The sequence below is a fragment of the Fundicoccus ignavus genome (genome assembly GCF_009659375.1).
Lineage (GTDB): Bacteria > Bacillota > Bacilli > Lactobacillales > Aerococcaceae > Fundicoccus > Fundicoccus ignavus.
On record NZ_WJQT01000013.1, the window covers coordinates 49,790 to 74,929 of the forward strand.

At 40.4% G+C, this 25,140-nt stretch carries 26 protein-coding genes; 8 read left to right on the forward strand and 18 right to left on the reverse strand.

Features of this window, described 5'->3' with window-relative positions; all coding sequences use genetic code 11:
- Positions 1-11 precede the first annotated feature (11 nt).
- Positions 12-200, reverse strand: coding sequence for a hypothetical protein (locus tag GF867_RS14070; RefSeq protein ID WP_253940798.1), 189 nt, complete (start codon positions 198-200; stop codon positions 12-14).
- Between the two features lie 35 nt (positions 201-235).
- Complete coding sequence (locus tag GF867_RS09255) at positions 236-745, reverse strand: VOC family protein (RefSeq protein ID WP_153832823.1); 510 nt, start codon at positions 743-745, stop codon at positions 236-238.
- A 158-nt stretch (positions 746-903) separates the two neighbouring features.
- Here GF867_RS09255 and GF867_RS09260 point away from each other — a divergent pair, with 158 nt between their 5' ends.
- Positions 904-1,563: an ABC transporter ATP-binding protein gene (locus GF867_RS09260; protein ID WP_153832824.1), complete on the forward strand. Its 660-nt coding sequence runs from the start codon at positions 904-906 to the stop codon at positions 1,561-1,563.
- On the forward strand, positions 1,560-2,327 hold the full coding sequence (locus GF867_RS09265) for an ABC transporter permease (protein ID WP_153832825.1): 768 nt from the start codon (positions 1,560-1,562) through the stop codon (positions 2,325-2,327). Before GF867_RS09260 ends, GF867_RS09265 begins: the two co-directional genes overlap by 4 nt.
- 71 nt (positions 2,328-2,398) lie before the next feature.
- Here the strand turns inward: GF867_RS09265 and GF867_RS09270 are convergent, their stop codons facing one another.
- From GF867_RS09270 to GF867_RS09295, 6 genes are all read right to left on the reverse strand, one after another.
- Entirely contained in the window at positions 2,399-2,989 is a 591-nt protein-coding gene (locus tag GF867_RS09270; protein WP_153832826.1) for an SOS response-associated peptidase, read from the reverse strand.
- A 12-nt stretch (positions 2,990-3,001) separates the two neighbouring features.
- Positions 3,002-3,763, reverse strand: coding sequence for a CHAD domain-containing protein (locus tag GF867_RS09275; RefSeq protein WP_153832827.1), 762 nt, complete (start codon positions 3,761-3,763; stop codon positions 3,002-3,004).
- Positions 3,764-4,221: 458 nt separating this feature from the next.
- Positions 4,222-5,022, reverse strand: coding sequence for a hypothetical protein (locus tag GF867_RS09280; protein WP_153832828.1), 801 nt, complete (start codon positions 5,020-5,022; stop codon positions 4,222-4,224).
- 494 nt (positions 5,023-5,516) lie between these two features.
- The gene (locus tag GF867_RS09285; RefSeq protein ID WP_153832829.1) at positions 5,517-5,927 is read right to left on the reverse strand and encodes a GNAT family N-acetyltransferase; all 411 of its coding nucleotides are present in this window, start codon (positions 5,925-5,927) and stop codon (positions 5,517-5,519) included.
- Between the two features lie 668 nt (positions 5,928-6,595).
- Positions 6,596-7,417 carry an aldo/keto reductase gene (locus GF867_RS09290; RefSeq protein WP_153832830.1) on the reverse strand — a complete coding sequence of 274 codons (822 nt, stop codon included), beginning with the start codon at positions 7,415-7,417 and terminating at the stop codon, positions 6,596-6,598.
- A 4-nt stretch (positions 7,418-7,421) separates the two neighbouring features.
- Positions 7,422-8,432, reverse strand: a complete 1,011-nt coding sequence (locus GF867_RS09295) for an NAD(P)H-quinone oxidoreductase (RefSeq protein WP_153832831.1) — start codon at positions 8,430-8,432, stop codon at positions 7,422-7,424.
- 138 nt (positions 8,433-8,570) lie between these two features.
- Between GF867_RS09295 and GF867_RS09300 the strand changes: the two genes are divergently transcribed.
- The 4 genes from GF867_RS09300 to GF867_RS09315 all read left to right on the forward strand — a co-directional run bounded on the left by GF867_RS09300 (position 8,571) and on the right by GF867_RS09315 (position 12,208).
- Positions 8,571-9,401 (forward strand): VOC family protein, encoded by an 831-nt coding sequence (locus GF867_RS09300; protein ID WP_153832832.1) that lies wholly within the window; start codon positions 8,571-8,573, stop codon positions 9,399-9,401.
- An 825-nt stretch (positions 9,402-10,226) separates the two neighbouring features.
- Positions 10,227-10,799, forward strand: coding sequence for a CDP-alcohol phosphatidyltransferase family protein (locus GF867_RS09305; RefSeq protein ID WP_366927808.1), 573 nt, complete (start codon positions 10,227-10,229; stop codon positions 10,797-10,799).
- A gap of 176 nt (positions 10,800-10,975) precedes the next feature.
- Positions 10,976-11,677: a coiled-coil domain-containing protein gene (locus GF867_RS09310; protein WP_153832834.1), complete on the forward strand. Its 702-nt coding sequence runs from the start codon at positions 10,976-10,978 to the stop codon at positions 11,675-11,677.
- A gap of 93 nt (positions 11,678-11,770) precedes the next feature.
- Positions 11,771-12,208: a hypothetical protein gene (locus GF867_RS09315; RefSeq protein WP_153832835.1), complete on the forward strand. Its 438-nt coding sequence runs from the start codon at positions 11,771-11,773 to the stop codon at positions 12,206-12,208.
- A 525-nt stretch (positions 12,209-12,733) separates the two neighbouring features.
- Here the strand turns inward: GF867_RS09315 and GF867_RS09320 are convergent.
- On the reverse strand, positions 12,734-13,021 hold the full coding sequence (locus GF867_RS09320) for a hypothetical protein (RefSeq protein WP_153832836.1): 288 nt from the start codon (positions 13,019-13,021) through the stop codon (positions 12,734-12,736).
- Between the two features lie 287 nt (positions 13,022-13,308).
- Here GF867_RS09320 and gap point away from each other — a divergent pair, with 287 nt between their 5' ends.
- Positions 13,309-14,310, forward strand: a complete 1,002-nt coding sequence (gene gap, locus GF867_RS09325) for a type I glyceraldehyde-3-phosphate dehydrogenase (protein ID WP_153832837.1) — start codon at positions 13,309-13,311, stop codon at positions 14,308-14,310.
- Positions 14,311-14,460: 150 nt separating this feature from the next.
- Positions 14,461-15,447 (forward strand): DUF697 domain-containing protein, encoded by a 987-nt coding sequence (locus GF867_RS09330; RefSeq protein WP_153832838.1) that lies wholly within the window; start codon positions 14,461-14,463, stop codon positions 15,445-15,447.
- Positions 15,448-16,249: 802 nt separating this feature from the next.
- Here the strand turns inward: GF867_RS09330 and GF867_RS09335 are convergent.
- From GF867_RS09335 to GF867_RS09375, 9 genes are all read right to left on the reverse strand, one after another.
- Positions 16,250-16,564: a YqfO family protein gene (locus GF867_RS09335; RefSeq protein WP_153832839.1), complete on the reverse strand. Its 315-nt coding sequence runs from the start codon at positions 16,562-16,564 to the stop codon at positions 16,250-16,252.
- A 44-nt stretch (positions 16,565-16,608) separates the two neighbouring features.
- Positions 16,609-17,286, reverse strand: a complete 678-nt coding sequence (locus GF867_RS09340) for an RluA family pseudouridine synthase (RefSeq protein WP_153832840.1) — start codon at positions 17,284-17,286, stop codon at positions 16,609-16,611.
- 152 nt (positions 17,287-17,438) lie between these two features.
- Positions 17,439-18,092, reverse strand: coding sequence for a bifunctional 2-keto-4-hydroxyglutarate aldolase/2-keto-3-deoxy-6-phosphogluconate aldolase (locus GF867_RS09345; protein ID WP_153832841.1), 654 nt, complete (start codon positions 18,090-18,092; stop codon positions 17,439-17,441).
- A 33-nt stretch (positions 18,093-18,125) separates the two neighbouring features.
- A complete protein-coding gene (locus GF867_RS09350; RefSeq protein ID WP_153832842.1) occupies positions 18,126-18,773 on the reverse strand; it encodes a hypothetical protein in 648 nt (215 codons plus the stop codon).
- Positions 18,773-20,890, reverse strand: a complete 2,118-nt coding sequence (locus GF867_RS09355; protein ID WP_153832843.1) for a hydantoinase/oxoprolinase family protein — start codon at positions 20,888-20,890, stop codon at positions 18,773-18,775. The genes GF867_RS09350 and GF867_RS09355 overlap by 1 nt, the downstream gene beginning before the upstream one ends.
- A 24-nt stretch (positions 20,891-20,914) precedes the next feature.
- Positions 20,915-22,198 (reverse strand): citrate transporter, encoded by a 1,284-nt coding sequence (locus GF867_RS09360; protein WP_153832844.1) that lies wholly within the window; start codon positions 22,196-22,198, stop codon positions 20,915-20,917.
- 182 nt (positions 22,199-22,380) lie between these two features.
- Entirely contained in the window at positions 22,381-23,337 is a 957-nt protein-coding gene (locus tag GF867_RS09365) for a sugar kinase (RefSeq protein WP_153832845.1), read from the reverse strand.
- A 1-nt stretch (position 23,338) separates the two neighbouring features.
- Positions 23,339-24,067: a sugar phosphate isomerase/epimerase family protein gene (locus GF867_RS09370; RefSeq protein WP_153832846.1), complete on the reverse strand. Its 729-nt coding sequence runs from the start codon at positions 24,065-24,067 to the stop codon at positions 23,339-23,341.
- 23 nt (positions 24,068-24,090) lie between these two features.
- On the reverse strand, positions 24,091-25,080 hold the full coding sequence (locus GF867_RS09375) for a LacI family DNA-binding transcriptional regulator (RefSeq protein ID WP_153832847.1): 990 nt from the start codon (positions 25,078-25,080) through the stop codon (positions 24,091-24,093).
- Between the last annotated feature and the right edge of the window lie 60 nt (positions 25,081-25,140).

Consider the following 25,140-nt stretch of genomic DNA (forward strand, 5'->3'; position numbering starts at 1 on the left):
CCTTGCTTGAGTTATTTATAGATGGACACTAAACACATCGTGAAAACTGCGACTGATGAATAAAAGCCAATGACTGTGGCTGTGTCTGCCCCTAATAAGTCAAATAACGGCTTAATAATCACGCCGCCACCCAGGCCAGTAATTGCCCCAATGGTCGTCGCGCACAGCACAATTATAGTATACAACCAAGTTAACGTCATTGAATCGGCTCCTTTATGCTTAAGATATAGTTGACTTAGGGTGTTTGCTGTCTAAAGTTGGCTGCATCTTCGAAATCAGTTTCTTCTTCGCTCGCTTGTTCTGCCTGCAAAGTTAAATAAGCTTCATAACGCTCTTGGAAAGATATTTCTTTCAGAACACAATTTATCGTCCAGATGTAGCCAAATGGATCCGTAAATTGAGCATGTCTAAGTCCCATTAATTCGCTAGGGGCCTGAACATCAGTCGCACCATAAAACTCTGCTATTTTCAGGGTTTTATCGACATCTGCTACCATTAGTTGCATCCACATTGGACTGGCTTCACCCGCTTTAGGTGGATAACATTCATAGATTGGATTTGCATCCAACAAACGCAACTTAACATTGCCTAACTTAATGTTAGCCTCATTTTCTTGTTGGCGATTTGTAAACTCATAAATTTCCCCGCGTTCACCTTCAAAGACTTTTTCATAAAATTCTAGAGCTGCTAAGGCATTAGTAACTACTAAATTTAGGGTAAATTCCATTTCACGTGACGTTGACATTTAATGACACCCTTTCTTAATCTTTAGGGCTAGTATAACATAAGCACATTAAGTTTAAAGGTCGGAAACGTATTCATACCCTTTCGTGTTGCTTTATTTTTTCAGTTACATTAGAATGATTCTAGTTAAGTTTTTTGTAAGTCAAAGGAGGATATTTTATGCTAACACAACCACCTATTTTTCAACTCGAACAAGTAGGTTTCCAAATGAACCAACAACAAATTTTAAAAGAGGTCTCTTTAACAATTCATGCCGGGGAAAGCATTGCCATCATTGGTCCTTCAGGTAGCGGTAAAAGTACTTTATTGAAAATAATGGGTAGCCTACTTTCACCCACCGAAGGTGTAATTCACTATCAAGGGCAGAATATATCTGAAATAGCCGCAACTGAATACCGAAAAGAAGTCTCTTACTTCTTCCAGAATGCTCTCCTATTCGATGAGACGGTTCGCGACAATTTAGCTTTTCCAGCACTAATTCGTGATGAAAGCTTTGATGAAGAACGCGCGATTCGTGGTTTAGAAAAAGTTAGTTTAGATGCCAGTTATTTAGATAAATCTGTCCATGATTTATCTGGCGGTGAAAAGCAACGCATTGCCCTAGTGCGTAATTTAATGTATTTACCTAAAGTCTTATTAATGGATGAAGTAACCAGTTCCTTAGATGCCACTAACCGTGACATCATCTTAAACTACGTGCGTCAATTAAATGCAGAAGAAAGTTTAACTGTACTTTGGATTACACATAATAATGATGATACGCAATATTTTGACCGCGTCTTACAAGTGAAAAACGGTGTGATGGAGGAATTAAAATGAATGAATCGCTAGAAATCAGTAATGTATCTTTAGTTTTATCGACTGCTTTAATTATTCTGGCTGTATCTGTCGATTTCAAGGAAAAAGTTGGTTTAAGTAAAGATATTATCATTGCCGCCATTCGCGCTGTGATTCAATTATTTGTCATTGGCTATGTCTTGGCTTATATCTTCCAAGTTGACAATGCTGTCTTAACCTTAGTTATGGTGGCTTTCATGATTTACAACGCAAGCTATCATGCCCACAAGAATAGCAACGGCCTACGGCACTCATTTAGAACTTCTTTATTAGCAATTGGTATTGGAACTAGCCTAGCGCTCTTTATTCTGGTGGCATCTGGTACTCTCGATTGGACACCATCACAAATCGTGCCCATTACCGGGATGATTTCATCAAATTCGATGAACACAATTGGTGTTATTTATCGTACGTTAAGAACTCAATTCCAGGATCGTCGTCAACAAATTCAAGAGAAACTGGCTTTGGGCGCTAATGCTAAGCAAGCTTCAGCAGGAATTTTACGTGATAGTATTCGAATTGGCATGACCCCTTCGATTTCAAGTACGAAAACAGTTGGCTTAGTCAGTTTACCAGGAATGATGTCTGGTTTAATGTTTGCCGGAATTGATCCGACACATGCGATTCGCTATCAAATCGTAGTGATGTTCATGTTGGTCGCTGTAGCAGCTATTTCTTCTTTTATAGCGAGCTATCTTTCTTATCAAAGTTTCTATAATGAGCAGTTACAATTAACAATTGATTAATAGAAAAGCGTTCAGTTATTTCTCACTAGGATATGAGAAGCAGCTGAACGCTTTATTTTAGTGTGGTTTTCTTAATGCATATGTAGTCTTAAGGGTCTTTGGGTTGCTGTTAGATATGGCAATAAATCTTCAACGGCTTCTGCTAAATCAAGGTAGCGCTGTTCAAAGTCAGGTTCAAGAATTACCGGCATGCGATCATGAATCGCTCGCATTTGTTCATTAGGTTCTGTCGTTAAAATTGCATAAGTTAAATAACTACTGCCATCTTCATTAAAATAACGTTCACAAATACCAGCCATCGAAAAAATCGGTAGATTTTCAAGTGATATTTCGTATCGTATTTTGGCATGGGTTTCGTTGTTGGTTTGCCATTCGTAAAACCTGGTAGCTGGAACTATGCAACGTTTCTTTAGAAAAGGCTCGCGGAACGTTTTCTTGTCCAGTACTGTTTCAACTCGCGCATTAATCAAAGGGCGCTTGGCAAAGCTCGGTACCAGTCCCCACTGAACATTATAAATTTTCTGGTTGGGCAATAAAACGGGGTGTTTACCTTGTGGATAAAACACATCAGCTTCTTCAAGTTCAAAACTCTCCGTTTCTTCCAGTTGATACCTTGCTAACAGTTCCTGCTGTGAAGCTAAATAGCTATATTGTCCACACACATTCTCCACTCCTTACAGTTTGCTTAGAGCTAACAAACCTGACTTAACGGCTTTATCATCGACTTGAGCGGCTAATTCTATTAACAATTGTTGATTCACATGACTGTCTGTGAGTGCTCCAAGTTCGTTTTGAATATCTTTCGCCTGATGAATCACTTTCGAAAAATTCTTATCTGTCAACGGACCAAACAAACTCGCAGCATAGCGAACTTTTTTCGCCTTCTTTCGTAACGTGTGAACTCCTTCGTAATCTTCGTGATTTAAATCAGTAAGTTGATCTTGAAGTTGCGTCATTTTAGTATTCAAACGACGTTTCGTGTACCATGGCCAATCTTTTCTATCTTTTAATTTTAACTGGTCAGTGTTAATCGCCTCAAGAATCGCAATCATCTGCTTAAATTGCTTGCGACTCGTTTTATTCAAGGTCTTCTTCATTTCACGACGGCGTAGCGTATGCAGATAAGCGAACGTCTCATAGTAATATTTCGTCAATTTGTCTTCTTTTACAGCAGACTCCGCACACCAATCAAGCAATACATCCAATTCACGCAAAGGTCCTAGTAAAGCTGCCGATTCTCTCAACTGCTGATTGTAGCTTTCATAAACATCCGCATCCATACTCTTTTTTAAGAAATTTAATAAAGCTCGCATTGTTCGTAAACTAACACGCAATGCATGCGCATGACTCGCTTCAAAAGGATTATTCAGATAATGACGATAATTCTCTTCAATTACCGTTACCTGAGCCTGCAAAGCTTGCTTAATTTTATCCATTTAGTTCACCTCTTTCTTTGCCTCTATTATATCAGCTAACTGATTTTTCTAAAAACAATAAATTAATTCCATACAAAATATTAACCACTATCTTAATGCTTAGAAAAAAGTCGAACACCAAAACTTGGTCTGACTTTCAATAAAGCAAGCGAATTAGTCAGAACCTAGCCGTTTGAGATGGAAAAGACGAACTGAGGTGAGGCTTTGAAAGCGACCTCCGCATTGGTAAACCCGCCCCACAATCCAAACAAGCGGAGCTCACTGGGCGGGTTTACCTATAGCGGTAGTTAGGACAAACGGCGCAGCTTGGTCTGACTTTGAGCATAGCGAATTAGTCAGAACCTAGCCGTTTGAGATGGAAAAGACGAACTGAGGTGAGGCTTTGAAAGCGACCTCCACATTGGTAAACCCGCCCAGTGAGCGTAGCGATAAAAAAAGCCTGCCGAAGCAGACCTTGTTTAAGTAATTTTTCGCGATTTAACATTGAATATCGGCGCATAATAATTCACCATCGCCTCGGCTAATTCGAGTCGACCGAAAGTAACCGGCATTGTGACTACCAAACAATCCATTAGATAATGATTGACCGCATACTCTTCAGCACGATCTAAATACAAACCGTAAGGTGAAGTTTCTGTAGTCTGAGTTTTTAATGTAAAACCAAGCTCGTTGCGTGCAATCATTTGTCTAAAAGTGGATTGAGAAGTATTGTTCGAATGATCATTTAAGGCAGTCAAAAGATTCGCTGCATGATCGATATAAATCGGTTGATTCCCTTGAAATATGATATAAACCCCAGCTACTGAGTCTGCTTGTCGCATTGTCCATTCACAAGGTCGCATACTTTTCATATTTTGATGCGCTTGCGTCAGTAAAGCTAAAGAGTCTGCTTGCAAAGTTTCCCACTTTGCCATTTCATTTTCCGTAACTTGTATCATTTTCTTATCAGGTGAATTTAATTCTTCTAACTCTTTGCGCCCTAAGTCATTATATGCAACTTGAACATGCATCCCTGCCTCTTTATTCGATAGCATTTCCCCAGTATTGTTTGGAGAAGCTTCTTTCATCAGACGCTTCACACGCTTACGCACGTTATTCGATTCACCAAGAAAGACATCTTGCGAGTCTAACGATACTAAAAAATTACCCGTTCTCTTCTCAAAACTTTTATAATTTGTATAATGAGGACTCGACCCTAAAGCCTGTCTACCACACAATAAGCATTGATTTGCATTGGCTTGTAACTCAGTCCAGCGCATATCAATTCTCCTCTCCATTTTATCTTCGTTCAATAGTTTACCGCAAATTTTCCCTATAAACAAACCCTAGCCTATGCGATTTCCACTTTGTGAACTAAATATCTCCATAAAAAGTCTCGGAAAAAGTTTGAGGCCTCCCCCCTATACAATAATACCCATAATCAAGTGGGTCATGCTAACCAACGCGATATCAAAAAGGGAGGCTTGTATAATCGTCGTGAACGTCTGAGAACGACACCGCCCTGGTTTCTTGCGAGAAAACTATTTACTGTGCAAGTATGGTTTGATTTAGCCAAAGGGATTGAACTTTTGACTAGAAAGAATTTAATCTAGTCGAAGGTCTGCGAGTATCGACTTGAACAAGGGCTAATCTAGTACCTAGGTAAAACTTCATCGTTAGCTCTCGCTTAAAGCATGGTAAATGAAATCTAAACTTATAAACGCTTATCTTACGAAAAAAGAGGGCAATCGCCATCTTTTAATCGTAATAAATTTTAATTCAGTTTCGCAAAAGCTACCAAATTCCCCTGGTCACAAGATTGAAAACCATGCTTTTCATAAAAGTGTCTGACATCTTGTGCTTCCTCAGTTAACAGTACCTTTTGGCGTACCTTAACGTATTTATGCAAAATTCTTTGCATTAATTGGGTCGCAATCCCTTTGTCTTGATAAGCGTTTAACACTAGTATGTCTTGTACATAAACAATAGTTAAACCATCTCCAACAATTCTTATTAGCCCAATTAACTTGTCTTCATCCCAAGCAGACACAACATCTAGTGAATTTGATACAGCTTGTTTTAGCACAGATAAATCTTGCGTATACGCAAGCCATCCAACATCGTTATATAAATTTTCCAACTGAGCAACATCTATATTTTTCGTATTACTAAAGTTTAATTCCATTTTTTCCTCCTCAAAATAATTATTTTGAAGTTTTATTCCACAATTTGTCCACTGTCTAATGTCTCCTTTAAATTCATATTCATAATATAGTTCGTTTATTTAAGTTCGTTTATTTAAGTACCTTTCTATGCATCATTGAATTCCACTTTATCAAATTTTTGACCTTTGTCAAAGTTTTCAGCCATCAATTTTCAATAAAATAATTTTCAACAGGCTTAAAACTCTTACATCCAGCTAAATATCTGACACTATCGCGAAGCTCATGTGTTGATGGCCAATAGCGGTATTAAGGGCAATTGGCGCAGCTTGAGCTGACTTTGAGCGCAGCGAATTAGACAGCGCCTAGCCAATTGAGCCGGAAAAGACGAACGACCTTTTCGGCTTTAAAGGCGACCTCCGCCAGGGCAAAGCAACACATGAGCGCAGCGTACTGTCTTGAATCCCAGCGAAGCGCATGTGTTGATTGCCAATAGCGGTATTAAGGGCAATTGGCGCAGCTTGAGCTGATTTTGAGCGAAGCGAATTAGACAGCGCCTAGCCAATTGAGCCGGAAAAGACGAACGACCTTTTCGGCTTTAAAGGCGACCTCCGCCAGGGCAAAGCAACACATGAGCGCAGCGTACTATAAAAAAGAGACGCTAATCATAGCGCCTACTTCATTCATTATATTAGAAGAATACGTCCCCTTGCCATTGCCAGTTATCCAGAACTGTCAGATCTTCTTCACTTAATTTGAAATCAAAAATCTCAAAGTTTTCTTGAATACGAGCAGCTGAAACTGACTTCGTCAAAGGAATATAGCCTTTATCAATACTATAACGTAATAAGACTTGCGCGATAGATTTACTGTATTTGTCTGCTAAAGCTACTAAACTGCTATCCTCTAACATTTGCGGAAGTGGTGATAAAGGTGACCAAGCTTCCAAAGCCATACCAGCTTCTCGACTCATCGCTACAGTTTCAGTTTGTAATACACCAGGATGCAAGCGAATTTGGTTCACAACTGGCTTGATTTCACAGTGAGGTAACAAGTTTTCTAAGTGTTCAACTTTGAAGTTACTCAAACCAATTGAACGTACTTTACCCGCTTTATAAGCTGTTTCAAGCGCACGCCAAGTTTGAATATTTGATTCACGCCAATCCTCTTCATGCCCTTGAACAACTGGCCAGTGGATTAACATTAAATCTAAATAATCCGTTCCTAAAGCTTCTAAAGAAGCGTCAATGGATTGTAGGGCATCTTCATATGCATGATTATTGTTATTAATTTTACTTGTTAAGAAAATTTCTTCGCGTGGCACACCACTTAGTCGCATACCTTCTCCGACCAAAGCTTCATTGCCATACATTTGAGCTGTATCAATATGACGGTAACCTGCTGCTAAGGCAGCTACTACGCCATCCACACACTCTTTTGGATCTGTATTACGCCATGTTCCATAACCTAGAACGGGTATCTCTTTGCCATCAATTAATTGGATAGAATTCATATAGTTAAACACTCCTGTTTGTTAATAGTATTTTGCCGGTATTTAAATTGTCTTTCATACGCTGTTGTGCTGCTTCGGCTTCCGATAAGTCAAACACTTGGTCCACTACGGGACGTAATTGTCCGTCAGTAAAAGCTTGCCCGAAACGTGCCAAAAATTCATGCGACAGACGTGCTTTGTACTCAGCCGTACGCGGTGTTAAGAGCGTACCAGTCAGCGTCACAAATTTTTTCATCAGATCAAATAATTGCACTTCCGGTACAAGTGAACCGCCTAGGGCTCCAATCAATAGCCAACGTCCTTCGACCGCAATACTCTCGAGGTTACGTGACCAGTAACTTGCTCCAACGAAATCCATGATGATGTCCGCCCCACGACCGTCAGTCACTTCCAGCACACGTTCCGCAAAGTTTTCTTCTTTATAGTTAATCAGTACATCAGCACCTAAGCTCTGGCAGAATGTTAATTTTTCCTGTGAGCCAGCCGTCACAATGACAGTCGTATTCGGAACTTGCTTCACCAATTGAATGGCTGCCGTTCCGACACCACTCGCGCCCGCATGAATAAGTACCGTCTGCCCTTCTGATAACTGACCATGCCAGAATAAATTCTGATATGCCGTCAAGAAAACTTCTGGTATAGCAGCCGCATCGGTGAAATCTAAACCTTCAGGAATATGCATTGCACGTGAAGCTGGCATCGCAGCATACTCAGCATAACCGCCACCATCGACTAAGCCCATCACATGATCACCGACACTAAAATCTGTCACGGCGTCACCAATTTGCACAACTACCCCTGAAATTTCCACGCCTAATTCCACTCGTTCAACTTCAGTGGGAAGCGGTTCATCCGCATAACCCGCCTGACGATGACGTGTCATTAAATCCGTTCGATTAACTCCGGATGCCATCACTTCAATCAATAAATCACTCGACTCCAAATGAGGCGCTGGAACGTCTTGATATTCCAACCAATTCCCCGTCTCTGTCTGTTTCACAATGATTCCCTTCATTGAAAATCTCCTCCCATCGTTTTGCGTCAATATCTATTATACACCACTAATGGCAAAATACTTCACTCAACGCTTCCGAAAAAGCGTATAATATAAGTGCAGTAAGTTAATAGATGAAAAATCAGAATGGAGTTGTGAATGATGGATTTAAAAGCAGTAGAATTTGATTTTATTGTTAATAATGTAAAACAAACAAAAGCAGTATATGAACAACTTTTCCCGTTGGAAATTATCGAGGAAACTCATTTTCCAGTCGGTAACAATGAACTAGTATTCAACCTATTTGGCAGTCGTTTTCACTTACTAGACGCTAATGCAGATTATGGCTTAGCCGCACCTGAACCAGATGAAAGTTTCCCTTTCTGGTTTAATGTGCAAGTAAATAATGTTGACGAAATCTGGTCCCAAGTCTTAGCGAATAATGGACGTGTTCTACAAGAACCGACGACGCGTGAAGGCGATACGTTGGCTATGTTCCAAGATCCTGATGGCTACATTTGGCGTTTACAAAGTCTAACTGAAACAGAATTAACACCAAGCGTTGAATTGGCTTTTGTTGTGCCAGAAGTCGAAGCAGCCCTTGAGTCTTATAACGCTATCTTTGAACTTGATTCAGCAGCAATGAGCGACGATCACCAAGAAGCTAGTTTCTCTTTATTCGGTACCAACTTACGTTTACATGAAGAAGATGAAGCTGCAGGTTTATTAGCATTAGATGAGGATGAAAGTTTACCTTTCTGGTTCAACGTCGTCGTACCCGATTTAATGGCAGTTTGGGAGAAAGCTATCGCTGAAGATGCCCAAGTGATTCAAGCCCCTACCAAAATAGAACAAATGGGCATCACCAACGCGATGTTCTCTGATTTGGAAGGCTACGTTTGGATGTTACATCAAATTCATGAAGTGGTATCCTTTGATGAGCGCATTGAATACTTCGAGAATGAGATGGGCCTTGAAAGCGAAGATTAATTTCGGAGAGTGATTGTGTGATAGTGTTCGAATCATGTTCCACTTCTCGAAACTGAGACACGATTACAAGCATATCGTGCTCCACTTCTCGAAACTGAGACACGACTCAATAACTATCGTGCTCCACTTCTTGAAACTGAGACATGATTTCATGATTTTCAGGTCGAATCATGTTCCACTTTTCGAAACTGGGACATGACTCAATGCCTATCGTGCTTCAGTTCTCGAAACTGGAACATGATTACAAGCCTATCGTGCTCCACTTTTTCAAACTGAGACATGACTCAATTCCTATTGTGTTCCAGTTCTTGAAACTGAGACATGATTTCATGATTTTCAGTTCGAATCATGTTCCACTTTTCGAAACTGGGACATGACTCAATGCCTATCGTGCTTCAGTTCTCGAAACTGGAACATGATTACAAGCCTATCGTGCTCCACTTTTCGAAGCTGGGACACGACTCAATACCTATCGTGCTCCACTTCTTGAAACTGAGACATGATTTCATGATTTTCAGGTCGAATCATGTTCGACTTTTCGAAACTGAGACATGACTCAATGCCTATCGTGCTTCAGTTCTCGAAACTGGAACATGATTACAAGCCTATCGTGCTCCACTTTTTCAAACTGGAACATGATTATGTAGCTAACCCTTTCCACCGAAAAGAGCATAAAATCACTACCCTATCAGAATCACCATACGCTTGAAGCGCTAACTTCAGGCGTTTTTTGGGTGGTTGGCATTATAAAGTATTCTGAAAGGCGATTTAAATGTGGGGATTTTGATGTAAATTATGTTAAGATATTCTAAAGGGGGATTGCTTGTGAATGATTTAAAAAAGGCACCAATTAAGAAATCAGATTGGTTAGCTATACCAAATATATTATCGCTAGTGAGAATTATGTTGATTCCAGTTTTTATTTATATTTACTTTAACAACGAGCTTTCCTACAATCATCTGTGGGCCGCTGCGATTGTGCTGCTTTCGGGCGCGACGGACTCCTTGGATGGAATTATTGCGCGTCGCTTCAACATGATTACTGATTTAGGAAAATTATTAGATCCTTTTGCGGATAAATTGACGCAATTGGCCATTATTATTTGCTTAATTTACACTTGGCCAGGCATGTTAATCGTGGTTAGCGTGTTCGTCATTAAAGAGTTAACGTTACTTGCTTGCTCGATTTTATTATTCCGCAACGGCAAAGTCATGGACGGCGCTCTATGGTACGGTAAAGTTTCGACACTTGTCTTTTACGCCTGCGCCTTAATCTTGGTCGCTTTTCCAACCATGAACCAAATCTTAGCCAATACTTTAATGAGCGTAACCGCAATCAGTTTGCTTTTGGCCTTCGTTCTTTATACCCGTTGGTTTGTCATCCAATTAAGAAAATAATACCTTTCCAAAATACGACCTTCAATCGATTAAATGAGAAACCATTCTTTGCGGATGGTTTCTTTTTATTTTTTGTTAAGGCTTCTCTAAATGAACTTTCCATGATATGATTAAGAAAACGCATACAATGTTGTTGCGTTCCTTTTATGTTCATATTTTGATAAGGAGTGAGTAAAATGTCGAAACGTGGATTATTAGACTTATTATTGTTACCGTTACTGCTCATGCTTGTCTTCAATCAACCACTTACTCTATTCGCTCAATCATCCGATGATACTGATTCGCTCAACTTACAAATAGCTGACCTCACACAACTTGTTGAAGATTTGACAATACAAATTAATGATCTAGAAACTCGTGTAGCAGAGCTTGAAGAAGCAGCTCCGATAGTTACTACTGCTCAGATTGATGACAGCATTGGTAAACGTAGTAATCCTGTGCCATTTGGTGATAGTTTTACCTTTGAATTTACGGAGTACGGTAGCAGTGGTCCTTTTGATGTCACAGCATCACTCTCAATCTTAAGCGTAATCCGTGGACAAGAGGCACTTGATATTATTAGCGCCGACGACGCTTATGCAGATGAGCTCCCAAGTGAATTTGAATGGGCCATTGTCGAAATGCAACTTAACTACTTATCGGGTAGTGAAGATGACCCTTACTCAACTTACCTTTACCCTACGGTCTTTGATATCAGTGGTAAAGAAATTGCCCAAAACTATTATGCTTATACCAACCTAGTTGAGTTCAATTATACACGACTCTTCCCAGGCGCGAGCCATACAGGCTACGTCACTTTAGTCGTCCCTCAAGGTGAAGAAGCCTTCAACCTAGTTATTAACGCAGGCAACGACACTATCTTCTTTGCCACTGAATAAGCCCCTTTACACAGACGTCAGCTTTCACTAGCTGACGTTTATTTTGTTGCACGCCAATGTGATTGCTTACAGTATGACTAGGAAGCAGGTTGTGTGAACAGAAATAATCTAGCCGATACCCGAGGTCTTTCGGCTAGATTAATCTCTTTTCTAGCCGATACTCACGGACCTTCGGCTAGATTAACTTCTTTTCTAGCCGATACTCACGGACCTTCGGCTAGATTAATCTCTTTTCTAGCCGATACTCACGGACCTTCGGCTAGATTAACTTCTTTTCTAGCCGATACTCACGGACCTTCGGCTAGATTAACTTCTTTTCTAGCCGATACTCACGGACCTTCGGCTAGATTAACTTCTTTTCTAGTCGATACTCACGGACCTTCGGCTAGATTAACTTCTTTTCTAGCCGATACTCATGGACCTTCGGCTAGATTAACCTCTTTTCTAGCCGATACTCACAGACTTTCGGCTAGATTAACCTCTTTTCTAGCCGATACTCACAGACTTTCGGCTAGATTAAATGGACAGTAATTTATACGGCTTCATCAAAGTATAGACAGTGTGGAATGAGATAGATTAATTTTATGTACACTAATAAAAAAGTTAGCTTATTTGGACAAACGCAAGTGAAGAAAGCGCATGTTATTTATAGACACCACAAACTCGTCCTGTTTTCCTAACAGGCACATTCAACAAGGCCATTTCTTAAACTAGACAGTTAATTAAAGATCAAGGCGGTGTCGTGTCCAAGGGCCACGACGATTATATTAGAACCACAAGACGTTTAAATCGTGTCGGCCGAATGGTCGACACTCCTTATGCTCTTCGTTTTTGTACAAGCAACAACTTAAACCAAGAATACTAACAATGCAGCGAATTAGACAGAGCCTAGCCGATTGAGCTGGAAAAGCACGAACTTCAGTGAGGCTTTGAAAGCGACCACCGCCTTGGAAAACAATAAGCTGAACGTAGTATAAAGCTTGATAAATCAACATAAAACTTATAAACCCTTATATTACAAAAAATTCTCAACCGAGAATTTTCTGTATCACCTATTTACTTATTGGGCTCTATTTTTAAATAGGCGGTGAATAATAAGGCCGCTTGAATAATCACATACATCATATAAGACGGGAACAAAGCTACCGCTACTCCGTATAAGCCGGCTGCCAATAATACTAGCCCCTTAGTCTCTTTGAACAAACAAACCAACGTCATCAATGTCGCCAACCACGTCGCCACTAAATGTGGGAACACGATACGTAACGCATCTTGATAAGCGGGATCTGTTACGAAAGCGGGATTTAAGAAAAATTGCCATATATAAAAAACTGTGGCTAACACTCCTAAAACCAGTGTTCCTTAATATAAGTTTTCGTCTGCATAACTGACTCCTTCACGACTTTTCTTTATTATAACCCAATCCCTAAAGCCTAACTAGCCCCGATACGTCTAAAGAACACTTCACTTATTAGCTTGCCTCATCACATCAATCCTTAACTTTTGTTTGCGACGAGTTTAAGATTTGCTTGCACGATCGATTTTGAGTGCGTATTAACTGCGTGGAGTCGTATTTTGGAATAGAATGGGGTTGTGATGTCGCATATGTTTTTCTTTAAGGAGGAAATTTGATGACAGTGAAAGTAGCAATTAATGGTTTTGGGCGAATTGGACGTTTGGTACTGAAACGTATTCTTGAAACGGATAGCAATCTAGAAGTTGTGGCGATTAATGATTTAACGGATAATGAGGATTTAATTTACTTATTAAAATACGATACAGCACAAGGTCGCTTCCCGTATGATGTGAGTTTGGACGGTGATAAGATGGTGGTTGGGGATTATCATATCGCAACTTTTGAAGAAAAGGACGCCGCTAATTTGCCTTGGGGTGATTTGGACATTGATATTGTATTAGAATGTACAGGTTTCTATACCTCGAAAGAAAAATCGATGGCACATATTAATGCGGGCGCTAAACGGGTGTTAATTTCCGCCCCTGCACAAGATGTCGACACGAAGACGATTGTATATGGTGTCAACCAAGATATGATTGAAGTCGATGATCAAATTGTTTCAGCTGCATCTTGTACAACGAATGCTTTAGCCCCCTTAGTCTTTTCATTGAATAATCACTTTGGTGTGAAGCGCGCTTTAATGTCAACGATTCATGGCTATACAGCTTCGCAACGTTTACAAGATTCACCTGGCGGGCGTAAAAATCGTGCGGCTGCTCAGAATGCGATTCCTTATACAACGGGTGCCGCCAAAGCGATTGGAAAAGTTATTCCAGAGTTAAACGGTAAAATCGATGGGAGCGCAATTCGTATTCCAATTGTGACTGGCTCAATGGTAGAATTATATACCGTCTTAGATCGTGATGTAACAGTGGAAGAAATTAATGCTGCGATGAAGGCAGATGCAAACGATTCATATGTCTACGTTGAAGATGAGATCGTTTCATCAGACGTGATAGGTTTCCCAGCTGGTTCATTATTCGATGCCACTCAAACAAAATTGATGGACGCTGACGGCGGTCAACTAGTAAAAACAGTTACTTGGTATGATAACGAGTACGGTTTCGTGTCAAACATGGTGCGAACACTTGAACATTTCGCCAACTTAGCTGAATAGGCCCCTTAACGTAACTCTCTGGCTAGCCAGGGAGTTTTTACTTTGACTGATATATGGTAATATTCCGGCATGAATCTAGGTCTTCTGACCGATGTTCTACTGAATCATTCAAGGTAAACTTTAACTATTATATTGAAAGGAGTTGCGTGAATGAGTACATGGTGGAAAGATTTGAAACGTCTACTTATCTGGGCAGGAGTGGTATTTGCGATTGTGCTGACGATTTTTATGATTAACCAGTTCTGGATGTTATATCAAATGCTCGCCCAATTGAATGTAATATTGGCCGCCAGCGTTATCACCATCCTAGTTTTAGCCATTATTTGGCTGACCTACAAGGTCATACGTCAATTATTCCGAAATCAACCACTGATGGAATTACCAGAAAATGCGAGTGAAGCTGAATATACCGCTTATCTTGATCACTGGTTGAAAATCCTGGCCAGCAATCCGAACTTAGAGCAGGAGCCTTATCGCTTAGCCTTGCTTCCAAATGACACCCAAGAAGACACAACCAATGCCAAAATACTGCTCATCAACGAAGGGCTCGCTCAACTAAATGAACAGTCACTTCCTTTAATTAAAGAAAACGCGAATGCGATTTTCATGAGCACAGCTATCTCTCAGAATGGGGCCTTAGATAGTTTCGTCGTCCTCTTCACGCTTTTCCGCATGATTTGGCAATTAGCGAAACTCTATGAAACCCGCCCTTCACTGGTCAGTCTGTTGAAATTATACCTGCAAGTAGGTGCCGTGGTGCTAATGGCTCGCTCCATTGAAGATGCCGACTTGATTGAAGATCAAATGGAACCACTGATTGCTTCAATTATTGGGGAGAGTTTAGCTTCTGCCATCCCGGGTATGGTGCCGGTTGCTAACTTAGTCGTTAGCTCCTTGATGGAAGGGGCTGTGAATGCCTTTCTAACACTACGTGTCGGCTTGATTGCCCAAAATTATTTAGGCAGTGCCCAACCGCTTGAAAAATCTAGCTTGCGCCGCACAACTTCAAGCCAAGCTATCCGTTACATGGGGAGCATTATCAAATCCAACAGTAGCTTAGTACTCAAGACAGTCGGAAACGCCGCAAAAAACGCTAGCTTCAATAAGGCTAAACGTTGGTTGAAATTCGACAAATAAACATAATCTGCCTGTCCACACAATTGCCTTGCGCAGCATCTCTCGATGTCGCGCGAGGCTATTTTTTAGTTTGACTCACTATTTGACGTTTCCTATTTTGTGAAATCTGGATGATTTGGTTAAGCATAAGGAAGAGACTTCTTTAGCCAAAGAAGTCACCCTTTTAAAATCTTTTTAAACAAACCTGTATTTATTTTACATGAATCGTTCCGCACGGTGAGCCAAACACAGATGATAATAAATTACCGATTAGTAGTTATAATTATATTTACGACTTCTATTACTATATTGATACCTACTGTGTCTAATGTGCTAACTCAGATTTTGAGTCGACACATTGGACTCCTAACGTGCCAACTCATTTCGCCAGTCGACACATTAGATACAATTAACCAATACCCAAGCGTGTTTTTCAGTATATTCTTCCCTTTTATCCGAATAATCTCTAAAATCCAAGCTAAATCCCACCAAAATTTCCGATATTTTGTCTAATGTGCTAACTCAGATTTTGAGTCGACACATTGGACTTCTAACGTGCCAACTCATTTCGCCAGTCGACACATTGGATACAATTACCCCATACCTGAGCGTATTTTTCAGTATATTCTTCCCTTTTATCCGAATAATCTCTAAAATCCAAGCTGAATCCCACCAAAATTTCCGATATTTTGTCTAACGTGCCAACTCAGTTCGCCAGTTGACACATTGGACTTCCCTTAGCCTCTATCTATCCCCATCACACAAAAACTCCAGCACTACTAGGGAATTCCTAGCAGGTCCTGGAGTTATTGTGTGACTTCATTTAATTGGCAAGTGCTATAAAATTCATCACAGGCACTTCATATGGATGGGCTAGTCTCACCAAAGCTTCCACCTCTTTGCGACGTTCGGCTGGAATTCGGCACTCAAGTTTGATTTCGTCAACTTCAACCACTTCATGCTTGTTTCCAATAAATGGCTTGGCGCCATCTAAAGGACGAAAGTGGCCTTTAACAAGACTGGTTGCGTAACAATAATCATAGTCACCTTCACGAATAAAACCCGCTTCGTTCAAAGCTTCAACAATTGGTTCGACATGTTCCACCGGAATAAATACTTCTAGTTTATAAAATTCCATATTGACCTCCTCAAAGAGTCATTAACTTATCTATTCAGAGTGTACTAGATTTTTGACCAAATATCCCATGGAAAGCTTTGAGGCGGTTGCGAATCAACACGCACAGCATCTTTCTTAACAGGATGCTCCAAACTTAAAGAACGGGCCCATAAAGCAATTTGTTGCCCGACCTTGCTGTAGCGCGCACCATATTTTTGGTCGCCCCAGATAGGCGTGCCCATCCCCGCAAGTTGCACACGAATTTGATGCGGGCGTCCAGTCTCCAGTTGAACCGCTAGTAAACTTAACGCACCTTGAGTCTCTAAAACTTGATAATTCAGTAGTGCTTTTTTTCCCTCTTTATGACTTTTCGGGACAATGGATACAATATTCTTCTGAGTATTCTTCCATAAATAATCGACTAACTGACCCGCCTTTTTAACTGGCCGTCCGTGAACCACCGCATAATATTGACGCTCCATTGAATTACGCCTAACTTGATCCGACAAACGTGACGCTGCTTTTGACGTTTTCGCAAAGACCATTGCGCCACCAACTGGCCGATCTAAGCGATGCACCAAGCCTAGATATACATTGCCCGGCTTTTGGAATCGTATTTTGATATCATTTTTGAGATGTGACAATAAATCTTGATCACCGCTTTTATCTGATTGGACCGGTATGTTGACCGGCTTTTCTACCAATAATAGATGATTATCCTCATATAGTATTGGCACTTTCATGACATCCTTCTCCCTTAAAACATAATGCATCTATCATACCATGAATAAAATATAAAGCACCTTTATAAATATTAACCCCAATAACCTTGCCCACTCTCAAAGTTTGCAATCAAAAACCACTTGCCATTATAACAAGTGGTTTCTAAATGCTATTAAGCTAATTCAGCTTTCAATTCACGGTAGCGTGCGATAAATTTCGCTGCGGTTTCCGTAATATCCGCTGAAGTTGCGCCTTCAAATGGATGTGTTAAGTTTGAACCAGCACCCACTGCAACGGCACCAGCCTTGATCCATTCACCTAAGTTATCGTAACTTACGCCGCCCGTTGGCATGATGTTAGCATGAGGTAATGGCCCTTTGACCGCTTTAATGTAAGACGGGCCAACCGCAGAACCTGGGAATAATTTAACAATATCTGCCCCAGCTTTTAAAGCCGTTGTCATTTCAGTAATCGTTAATGTACCTGGTAAGTAAGGCACTTGATATAAATTACATAGTTCAGCAGTCGCTGCATCAAAGCTTGGGCTAACAATATATTCTGCGCCCGCTTCGATCGCTAATTTGGCTGTTGTAGCATCTAAAACAGTCCCAGCACCCACTACGACATCAGGATTTGCTGCAAATTCTGTATTCAATTCTTGAATTGCTTGGGCTGCTTCTGGCACTGTGAACGTTAATTCGATGCCGTAAATGCCTCCTGCGACTAAAGCTTTTGAAATTTCAATCGCTTCGGCACGGCTTTTTCCACGTACAACACCAATTACACCTGATTCAACTAATTTATTTAAAACATTCATTTTTTTCATTGTAATTCTCCTTCATTCTAAAACGCTGATTTACTAACTTAAGCTGCTAACTTGCTCGGATACAGCTTCTGGGTAAAGAGGCAATAAAGCCACATTATCTAATAAAGCTGGATAAAGTTCGAAACCCGTATAGTACTGGGCAAAATAATTCGCCACTACTTCGATTAAAGCCGTAATCGGAGAACGTTTCTTAAAACCCGCAAACTGCCATAACTCCGTTTCAAACTCTGATAAATCCAGCTTTTTTTGTTCCTGAATCGCATGAAAGGCCTCATGTGCGATGACTACTTGCGACCACCGTTCAAACGTGCACTCTGGCAAACCATGAGCCAACCAGAACGCATCATTTTGACGATAAACATTATTCACCACAATCCGATTCGGACTTTCAAAGAAACCAATAATGGCCATATACTCCTCGATTTTCTCTTCGCGAAACTCGACATTCAGCTTGAGATAAGCAACTAATTGCTCCACTGTTTCCAGTTTCAACGTATCCTTGTAATGATGAACAAGTTGTTTAGCGAGTTGTTCCGCTATGTCTATCTTACGGCTAATTTCTTCGGACGACAACCTTTTCCCAATGCGATCTGCTGCGATTGTTTGATAAATCAACGTCTGCGTGTCCACTGCTTTAAGACGGTTAACTATTTGCTGAACAACTTCTGTTGATAAAGCCATTAGATATTATTACGAGCGCCCATCAGAATGACTTCTTCACGTCCTCCGTGCTGCATTAATTCAGTATCCATCACCATATTTAATTGAGCTAAGTCTAGCATACCTGTGTAATCGACCACTTTAGCGCCAATACATAAGTAAATGTCTGGAGCCAACTTGATATCGCTCTTGTAAACTGCTAAATCTTCCCAAAATTTATCAACAACAGAACGAACGCCACCAACTGTTGTTACTTCAGCCTCTCCGTCACCACGTTGTACTTTGATAAAGCCTTTATTGTCCACAACACGCACTTCACTTTTCTCGCCTTTCATGGCTGTGAAAACAAAGAAAAAGTTATTTTTAGCGGCTAACGTTAGTGTATTCGCTGGTAATTGCATTGATTGAGCCGCAATTTCACGTGCTTCTGCTTCATCGACTTTCGCAGATAAATCGGTCGTACGGACTTCAGTCGAACCGGTTGCAATAGCACGAACTTTGTTTGTTTGGGCATCAATTTCCATTTGAACCTCAATCGTATCTGGCGAAGCACCTGATTTAGTGGCAGATTGAATCGCTTCATTACGAATATCATCTAAGTCAGCAGGGGTTGGACTTGGAATCACCCGTTCAACCACGTCACGAACCATCGCTAAAGCCACCCCAATCGAAGAAATTACTTCCGCATTCTCTGCAATATCATAATTTAAGCCCATGCGTTTAGCCGTATAAGGAAGCAATGAACTTGCACCCCCGCCACCACCAACAAGTGAAATTTGATCACGCTCGACTTTATGTTTTTCAGCTAAGTGGTTGATAACCTTAATCACGACATCTGATGCACGGTCCATAATTTCAGTTGCGACTTGCTCAACTGTTTTACCTAATTCATCTGCTAAAGCTTTAATGGCTTTGTGAGCTGCTTCGTAGTTACCATAAGAATAATCTGTTTCTTTAACAATCTTCAAGGCATTCGCTGCACAAGTCACTGTAATAGCGAAACGTTTACCATTTGAAGATTCAATGGCAATATAATCACTTGGATCATCTTGCATCGGTTGAATACGAACCACTTTAGGATTCACAATATCTGCTGGATCAGCAAAGGCTGCATAGTCTAAGTGTGCAATATGCGCTGAACGCGGGCCTACTGCCACAACCTCGCGATTGTTCGCACGGACCATCGAACCACCCGCAACACCTGAAACATGAACGTCTAATGAACTAATTAATGTTTTATGTCCACCCACAATTGAATAGTCAATCATTGGACGTCCATTTTTAATCACGCCAATATCGGTACTGGTTCCCCCAACTTCAAAGAAAATCGCATTCGACGCACGTAAGTACATTAAAGCACCGACGGTCGAAGCAGCTGGACCTGATAACATCGTTAAAACTGGACGCTTACGCATCTCATCGATATCCATAACCCCACCGTCACCACGCATAATCATTAATGGAACTTTAATCCCTGCTTGACGCACACTTGATTCTGTACTATCTGCTGTTTCAAACATTTTAGGTAAAATTGACGCGTTGATAACAGCCGTACGTGTACGCTTAGATAATCCATACATTTTACTAATGTCACTTGCTTGCGAGACTTCTACCCCTAACTCTTTACCTAGTTCGGCAATCTCGCGTTCTTCAGTTCCATCATCTACCCCAAAGGCTTTTGATGCAACAATAACTTCAGCACCTTGTCCTTGTAAAGCTTCCATTGCTTTACGTGCTTCACTTTGGTTGTATTTCTTCAAAGGAATGTAAGTGTTGTGTGTAGATATTTTGCGTTTACCTGTCTCATCTAATACAATATCGTCAATTTTAGATTGGCGTTTAGCTAAGAAACTATTTCCCATTCCAATGACACCCGTTACCGCTACGTCCCCTTCAAGTAACGCATTCGTTGCTTGAGTTGTACTGTGTGCGATAAAACTTACTTCATCTGGCTCAATGTTGTTATCGGTTAAACACTTTTTGAATGCTTCAACGACACCAGCCGATACACCATCTTCATGATCATGTGTCGTTTTAACTGAACCAATTCCAATAATTTCATAGGTATCGTTATCAATCGCTACGGCTTTCGTATGCGTTCCACCAACGTCGATCCCTACACGAACTTGTCTACTCATGATTATTTTATGCCCCTTTCATTCTTAACCAAACAGGAAGTACACGATTGCAATATTAATTGCACCTGCTGCCCATGCCCACGGCAAACCTGTCTTCATAAATTCTTTTGCGCCAACTTTAGAATAATTCAAAGCCCATAAGTTCCATGATTGTGTTGGACATGCGGATAAGTTCATCGCAATGGTTGGTACATAAATCAATGGGAACATTAAAGACATTGGGAAGATGCCCATTCCTTGTAGAATTCCTACTGTCGCACTACCTGCACCAAAGATTGTTAAAGGTCCACGGAATAAACCTAAAGGTAATAATAAGGCAAAGGCCACACATAATACGAGTGAACTTGTTGGCATAACGCCGCCTAAAATTGCTTCGAAGAACGGTGCTGCTACACCAGAAACTTTATTAAACATTGGTAAAATAAATAGGAAACCTAATAGTGAAGACACATCGATAACACCCTCTTGGAAAGTACGTGTAATTGTACGAGTACCTTCTTTATAATTAGGTAATTTACCACATGTCCATAAGGCATAGATACTTGCGACAATAAATGACGGAATTGATTGCCAACCAAAGCCAATAGCTAAAGCTACAGGAATAACGGGTGCTAATAAAGCATAAGTTGGTACATCTGTTTTAATCTCAGCTGCTTTTGCTTTAGCCGCCCAGTTGTAAGTACGTTTTTTGCGTAAGTGGAAGACTAACATCGCAATCACAATAATCGTTTGAACTGCCATGGCTGAGAAACCAAATTGTAGGTAATTCCAGTCATATTGGTAACCTTCGAAAATCCCTTGCATCTGTCTGAACAAGACAATGTTGACATACATCCCACTACCTACACTCATTAAGTAGGCAGTTACTGCTAATGGTTTTGGAACACCTAATGACATTAAGATTGGTAATACGATAATCCCAATCGCTACAACCGCACCTGCACCAAATGTTGACGTGAAAATGATCGTTGTCACTATTGAAATTAGTGCTGTAGTAAATAATGGGTTCTCTCCACTCAACTCAACCGTTTTCTTAATTAAAGTTGACGCGATTTCAGTTTCAATCAGAATACGTCCGAACCAACTACCGAAAATTACAACAACCGCTGTAGCTCCCCAACTTTCTGGACCACCTTGCAGAATGTTCATCATTGCATCGTCCCAAGTGATTTGCCCACCAATAATTGATAAACCTGTCCATAAGACCGCCATGATAAAGAATCCAATCATTAAGTTGCCGCCTGTTGCCGCAAACTTAATTAGCCAAAAGTAGCTAATTAATAGAATAATACCAATAACTATTTCCATTTTTTAATCTCCTCACTAGAAAATACTCTCTACTGTTTTACAATGTACTCGATTGCGCCTTGCGAATGCCCCATCAGCAAAGTCTCCCTCGCCAATGTCAGTGTCTAACAACAGATTGTTCTGAGAAACGATTGATTCAGCACTATTCAACCCGTTTATCTATCAACCACTCCTTACTTCAATTAATAGTTTGCAATAAAGTCCGCTAACTCTTGTCGTGTCGGCAAACCTTCATTATCTGAAATATGACTTACTTGAATAGCGCCAATCGCATTCGCCCTTTCTAGAATACGCTCTAAAGACAATCCTTCAATTAAGCCGGTTACGACGCCAACCGCAAAACCATCCCCAGCGCCAACCGTATCCACCAACTGCTCCAATTTAAAACCAGCAGCGGTTGTTTTCTGGGTACTACCTTGCTCGCTACTATAAGTATAAGCATAACAACCTTTCGGACCATCTTTTATAATGATACCTTTGACACCTTGTGCTAAATAAAAGTCCGCAATCGCATCAGGTTCTCGTGAGCCCGTTAAAATTTCACCTTCACCAATACCAGGTAAAACGTAGTCGGCTTGGAAAGCCATCTCATTGATGCCTTTAACCATCTTCTCTGTTGATCCCCATAAAACGGGTCGCAAGTTAGGATCAAAAACAATCGTAATTCCTTTGGCTTTGGCACGTTTAACTAAATTCTGCGCAAAACGATAGGTTTCGTCATTCACTGCTAAAAAGACACCTGAAACATGTAAGACATCAACGTCATCCAGATTAATTTCTTCACTTAAATCATATGGAATCATTGAAGCTGCTGAATTCTTTCTAAAGTAAAAGACCTCTGGATCATTTTCAGTATCTTTGCCTTTTAATTGAAAGCCCGTCGGTGCTCCTTCATAAAAACGACTGTAAGTGGTCCCAATTCCTTCTTCTTCTAAAAAACGCGCAATGTACTTACCAAAAGGATCCTTACCGAGTTGAGTGACATACTCAATCTCATGTTCTAAACGATTCACACCTACTGAAACATTAATTTCAGCCCCTGCAATATACTTCGTAAATGTCTTGACCGAATCTAAAGGTCCTTCTTCGTTCGCAACGAAAAGCGCCATTGGCTCTCCCACTGTGACTACTTTCCCCATTCTAAAACGCCTCCCTAAATAATTTTAATTCAGTTTCTAATTCTGATAAGCTCATCGGATATTCCAACACATGCGGAACTTCTAAATCTAACTGAGAACGCCAAGGTATGATACCATCATCTAAAAGACTATTGCCTAAGTCTTGATTAACGTTTTTAACATGGACAACCGTCGCATACGCTTTCAATAACCTATAGGCTTGATCAGCATCGTCACCCATCACCGTGAAATTTCCTGCATCAAATGTATAACCAATCGGTAGCCCATGATCTGTGATGGTTTCTAAAGCTTCCTTGATAAAGCTTAATCGACCATTGGCTTCAGTCTGATCATTCTCAATATTTACTTTTAAATGATATTCTTGTAGTAAAGCTGTAAATTCTTCCACATCTACTTTGGTAATTCCGGATAACTCGCCCACATTCATCTTAATACGTTGAGCCCCCAATTGACTGGCTGCTTGTAAGTAAGTATCGAAATCTGGGGTTAATCCTTCAGCCGTAAATAACGGTGAGGGAATCGATAATAAGACATCCCATTTTTTTAGTTTACCGGTTTCCAAAAATTGTAAAAATTCTTGGCTACGTGTCGCTGTATCTTGTGCGAACATTTCGTAGCGGTACTCAATCCCATCTATTTCTAGTTGACTTTGGGCTAGAAAGTCTGAAAACTCCTGTTGAGTCAGACTTTCACCCAATGAGATAATTGTATTTAAGTATATTTTCTTCAAATAATCTCTCCATTCTCTGAAACTTATAGTGATTCTCTGCGATGTAACGTTGACGGAATATCAATATTCTCATTTGTTTCGTTGCCTTTAATCATTTCAAGTAACACTTCGGTCGAACGTTTCCCGATTAATTCTGGTCGCTGACTAATCGCGGTTAACGTCGGCATTAACACTTCACCGATTGTCATATCGTCATAGCCACAGATTCCGCAGTCTTCTGGGTAACTTAATTGTCGCTTTCGTAGCGCTTTAATGATTTGAGTTAGCATCGTCCCGTTCGCACCAAAAAACGCCGTTCGTTTATTGGCTGCATCAAATTGATCGACATATTCTTCAACGATATTGCGATCCGAAACTGCCTCTAAAGTAATCAATTCTAACTGATACTCATGCGCAATCAACTTCATCGCATCATAACGTTCTAAACGCGGACTAACATCTTGAATCGGTTCACTAACATGCACCAATCGCTCGTAACCCTTATCAACAATTTCTAAACCAAGTTGTTTGGTCATTTGAAAGTTATTCGATTGAATGGTTGGCCAATAATTAGCCTTAATCGTTCGGTCAATCAGCACTACGGGAAGATTAGATTCATATAAAAAGCGATAGTTTTCTGCATCCATCGTAACTGGTTGTAACATCATCCCATCGATATTCTGATCTAATAGTTTACGTATATTATCTAATTCTTGTTCCTCTGAATTATTAGACGTCATAATCATCAATTGATAATCTGTGTCTACCAAAGTCTCTTGCATGGCTTTAATCCAATAACCCGAATAGGAGTTTTCAATATCGGCTACCATAAGGCCGAGCAAATGACTTTTCTTTGTTTTCAGTGATTGTGCTTGACGGTTAGGTCGATAGTTTAATTCTTCAATCACCGTTTTAATTTGTTGGCGCGTCTCAAGGCTCATATTACCAAAACGTCCGTTTAAGTAACGAGACACCGTTGTTTTGGATACACCTACTTGGTTGGCAACGTCTTGAATTGTGACATCTTTTGCCATTTTTTACCCTCCTTTGGAAACCGGTTAACTAGATTGTAACCGCATTAATTTTCTTTGTCA

Coding starts and splice junctions, on each gene's coding strand:
- GF867_RS14070 (WP_253940798.1), bottom strand. CDS start 200: ATGACGTTAACTTGGTTGTATACTATAATTGTGCTGTGCGCGACGACC.
- GF867_RS09255 (WP_153832823.1), bottom strand. CDS start 745: ATGTCAACGTCACGTGAAATGGAATTTACCCTAAATTTAGTAGTTACT.
- GF867_RS09260 (WP_153832824.1), top strand. CDS start 904: ATGCTAACACAACCACCTATTTTTCAACTCGAACAAGTAGGTTTCCAA.
- GF867_RS09265 (WP_153832825.1), top strand. CDS start 1,560: ATGAATGAATCGCTAGAAATCAGTAATGTATCTTTAGTTTTATCGACT.
- GF867_RS09275 (WP_153832827.1), bottom strand. CDS start 3,763: ATGGATAAAATTAAGCAAGCTTTGCAGGCTCAGGTAACGGTAATTGAA.
- GF867_RS09280 (WP_153832828.1), bottom strand. CDS start 5,022: ATGCGCTGGACTGAGTTACAAGCCAATGCAAATCAATGCTTATTGTGT.
- GF867_RS09285 (WP_153832829.1), bottom strand. CDS start 5,927: ATGGAATTAAACTTTAGTAATACGAAAAATATAGATGTTGCTCAGTTG.
- GF867_RS09290 (WP_153832830.1), bottom strand. CDS start 7,417: ATGAATTCTATCCAATTAATTGATGGCAAAGAGATACCCGTTCTAGGT.
- GF867_RS09295 (WP_153832831.1), bottom strand. CDS start 8,432: ATGAAGGGAATCATTGTGAAACAGACAGAGACGGGGAATTGGTTGGAA.
- GF867_RS09300 (WP_153832832.1), top strand. CDS start 8,571: ATGATGGATTTAAAAGCAGTAGAATTTGATTTTATTGTTAATAATGTA.
- GF867_RS09310 (WP_153832834.1), top strand. CDS start 10,976: ATGTCGAAACGTGGATTATTAGACTTATTATTGTTACCGTTACTGCTC.
- gap (WP_153832837.1), top strand. CDS start 13,309: ATGACAGTGAAAGTAGCAATTAATGGTTTTGGGCGAATTGGACGTTTG.
- GF867_RS09330 (WP_153832838.1), top strand. CDS start 14,461: ATGAGTACATGGTGGAAAGATTTGAAACGTCTACTTATCTGGGCAGGA.
- GF867_RS09335 (WP_153832839.1), bottom strand. CDS start 16,564: ATGGAATTTTATAAACTAGAAGTATTTATTCCGGTGGAACATGTCGAA.
- GF867_RS09340 (WP_153832840.1), bottom strand. CDS start 17,286: ATGAAAGTGCCAATACTATATGAGGATAATCATCTATTATTGGTAGAA.
- GF867_RS09345 (WP_153832841.1), bottom strand. CDS start 18,092: ATGAAAAAAATGAATGTTTTAAATAAATTAGTTGAATCAGGTGTAATT.
- GF867_RS09350 (WP_153832842.1), bottom strand. CDS start 18,773: ATGGCTTTATCAACAGAAGTTGTTCAGCAAATAGTTAACCGTCTTAAA.
- GF867_RS09355 (WP_153832843.1), bottom strand. CDS start 20,890: ATGAGTAGACAAGTTCGTGTAGGGATCGACGTTGGTGGAACGCATACG.
- GF867_RS09360 (WP_153832844.1), bottom strand. CDS start 22,198: ATGGAAATAGTTATTGGTATTATTCTATTAATTAGCTACTTTTGGCTA.
- GF867_RS09365 (WP_153832845.1), bottom strand. CDS start 23,337: ATGGGGAAAGTAGTCACAGTGGGAGAGCCAATGGCGCTTTTCGTTGCG.
- GF867_RS09375 (WP_153832847.1), bottom strand. CDS start 25,080: ATGGCAAAAGATGTCACAATTCAAGACGTTGCCAACCAAGTAGGTGTA.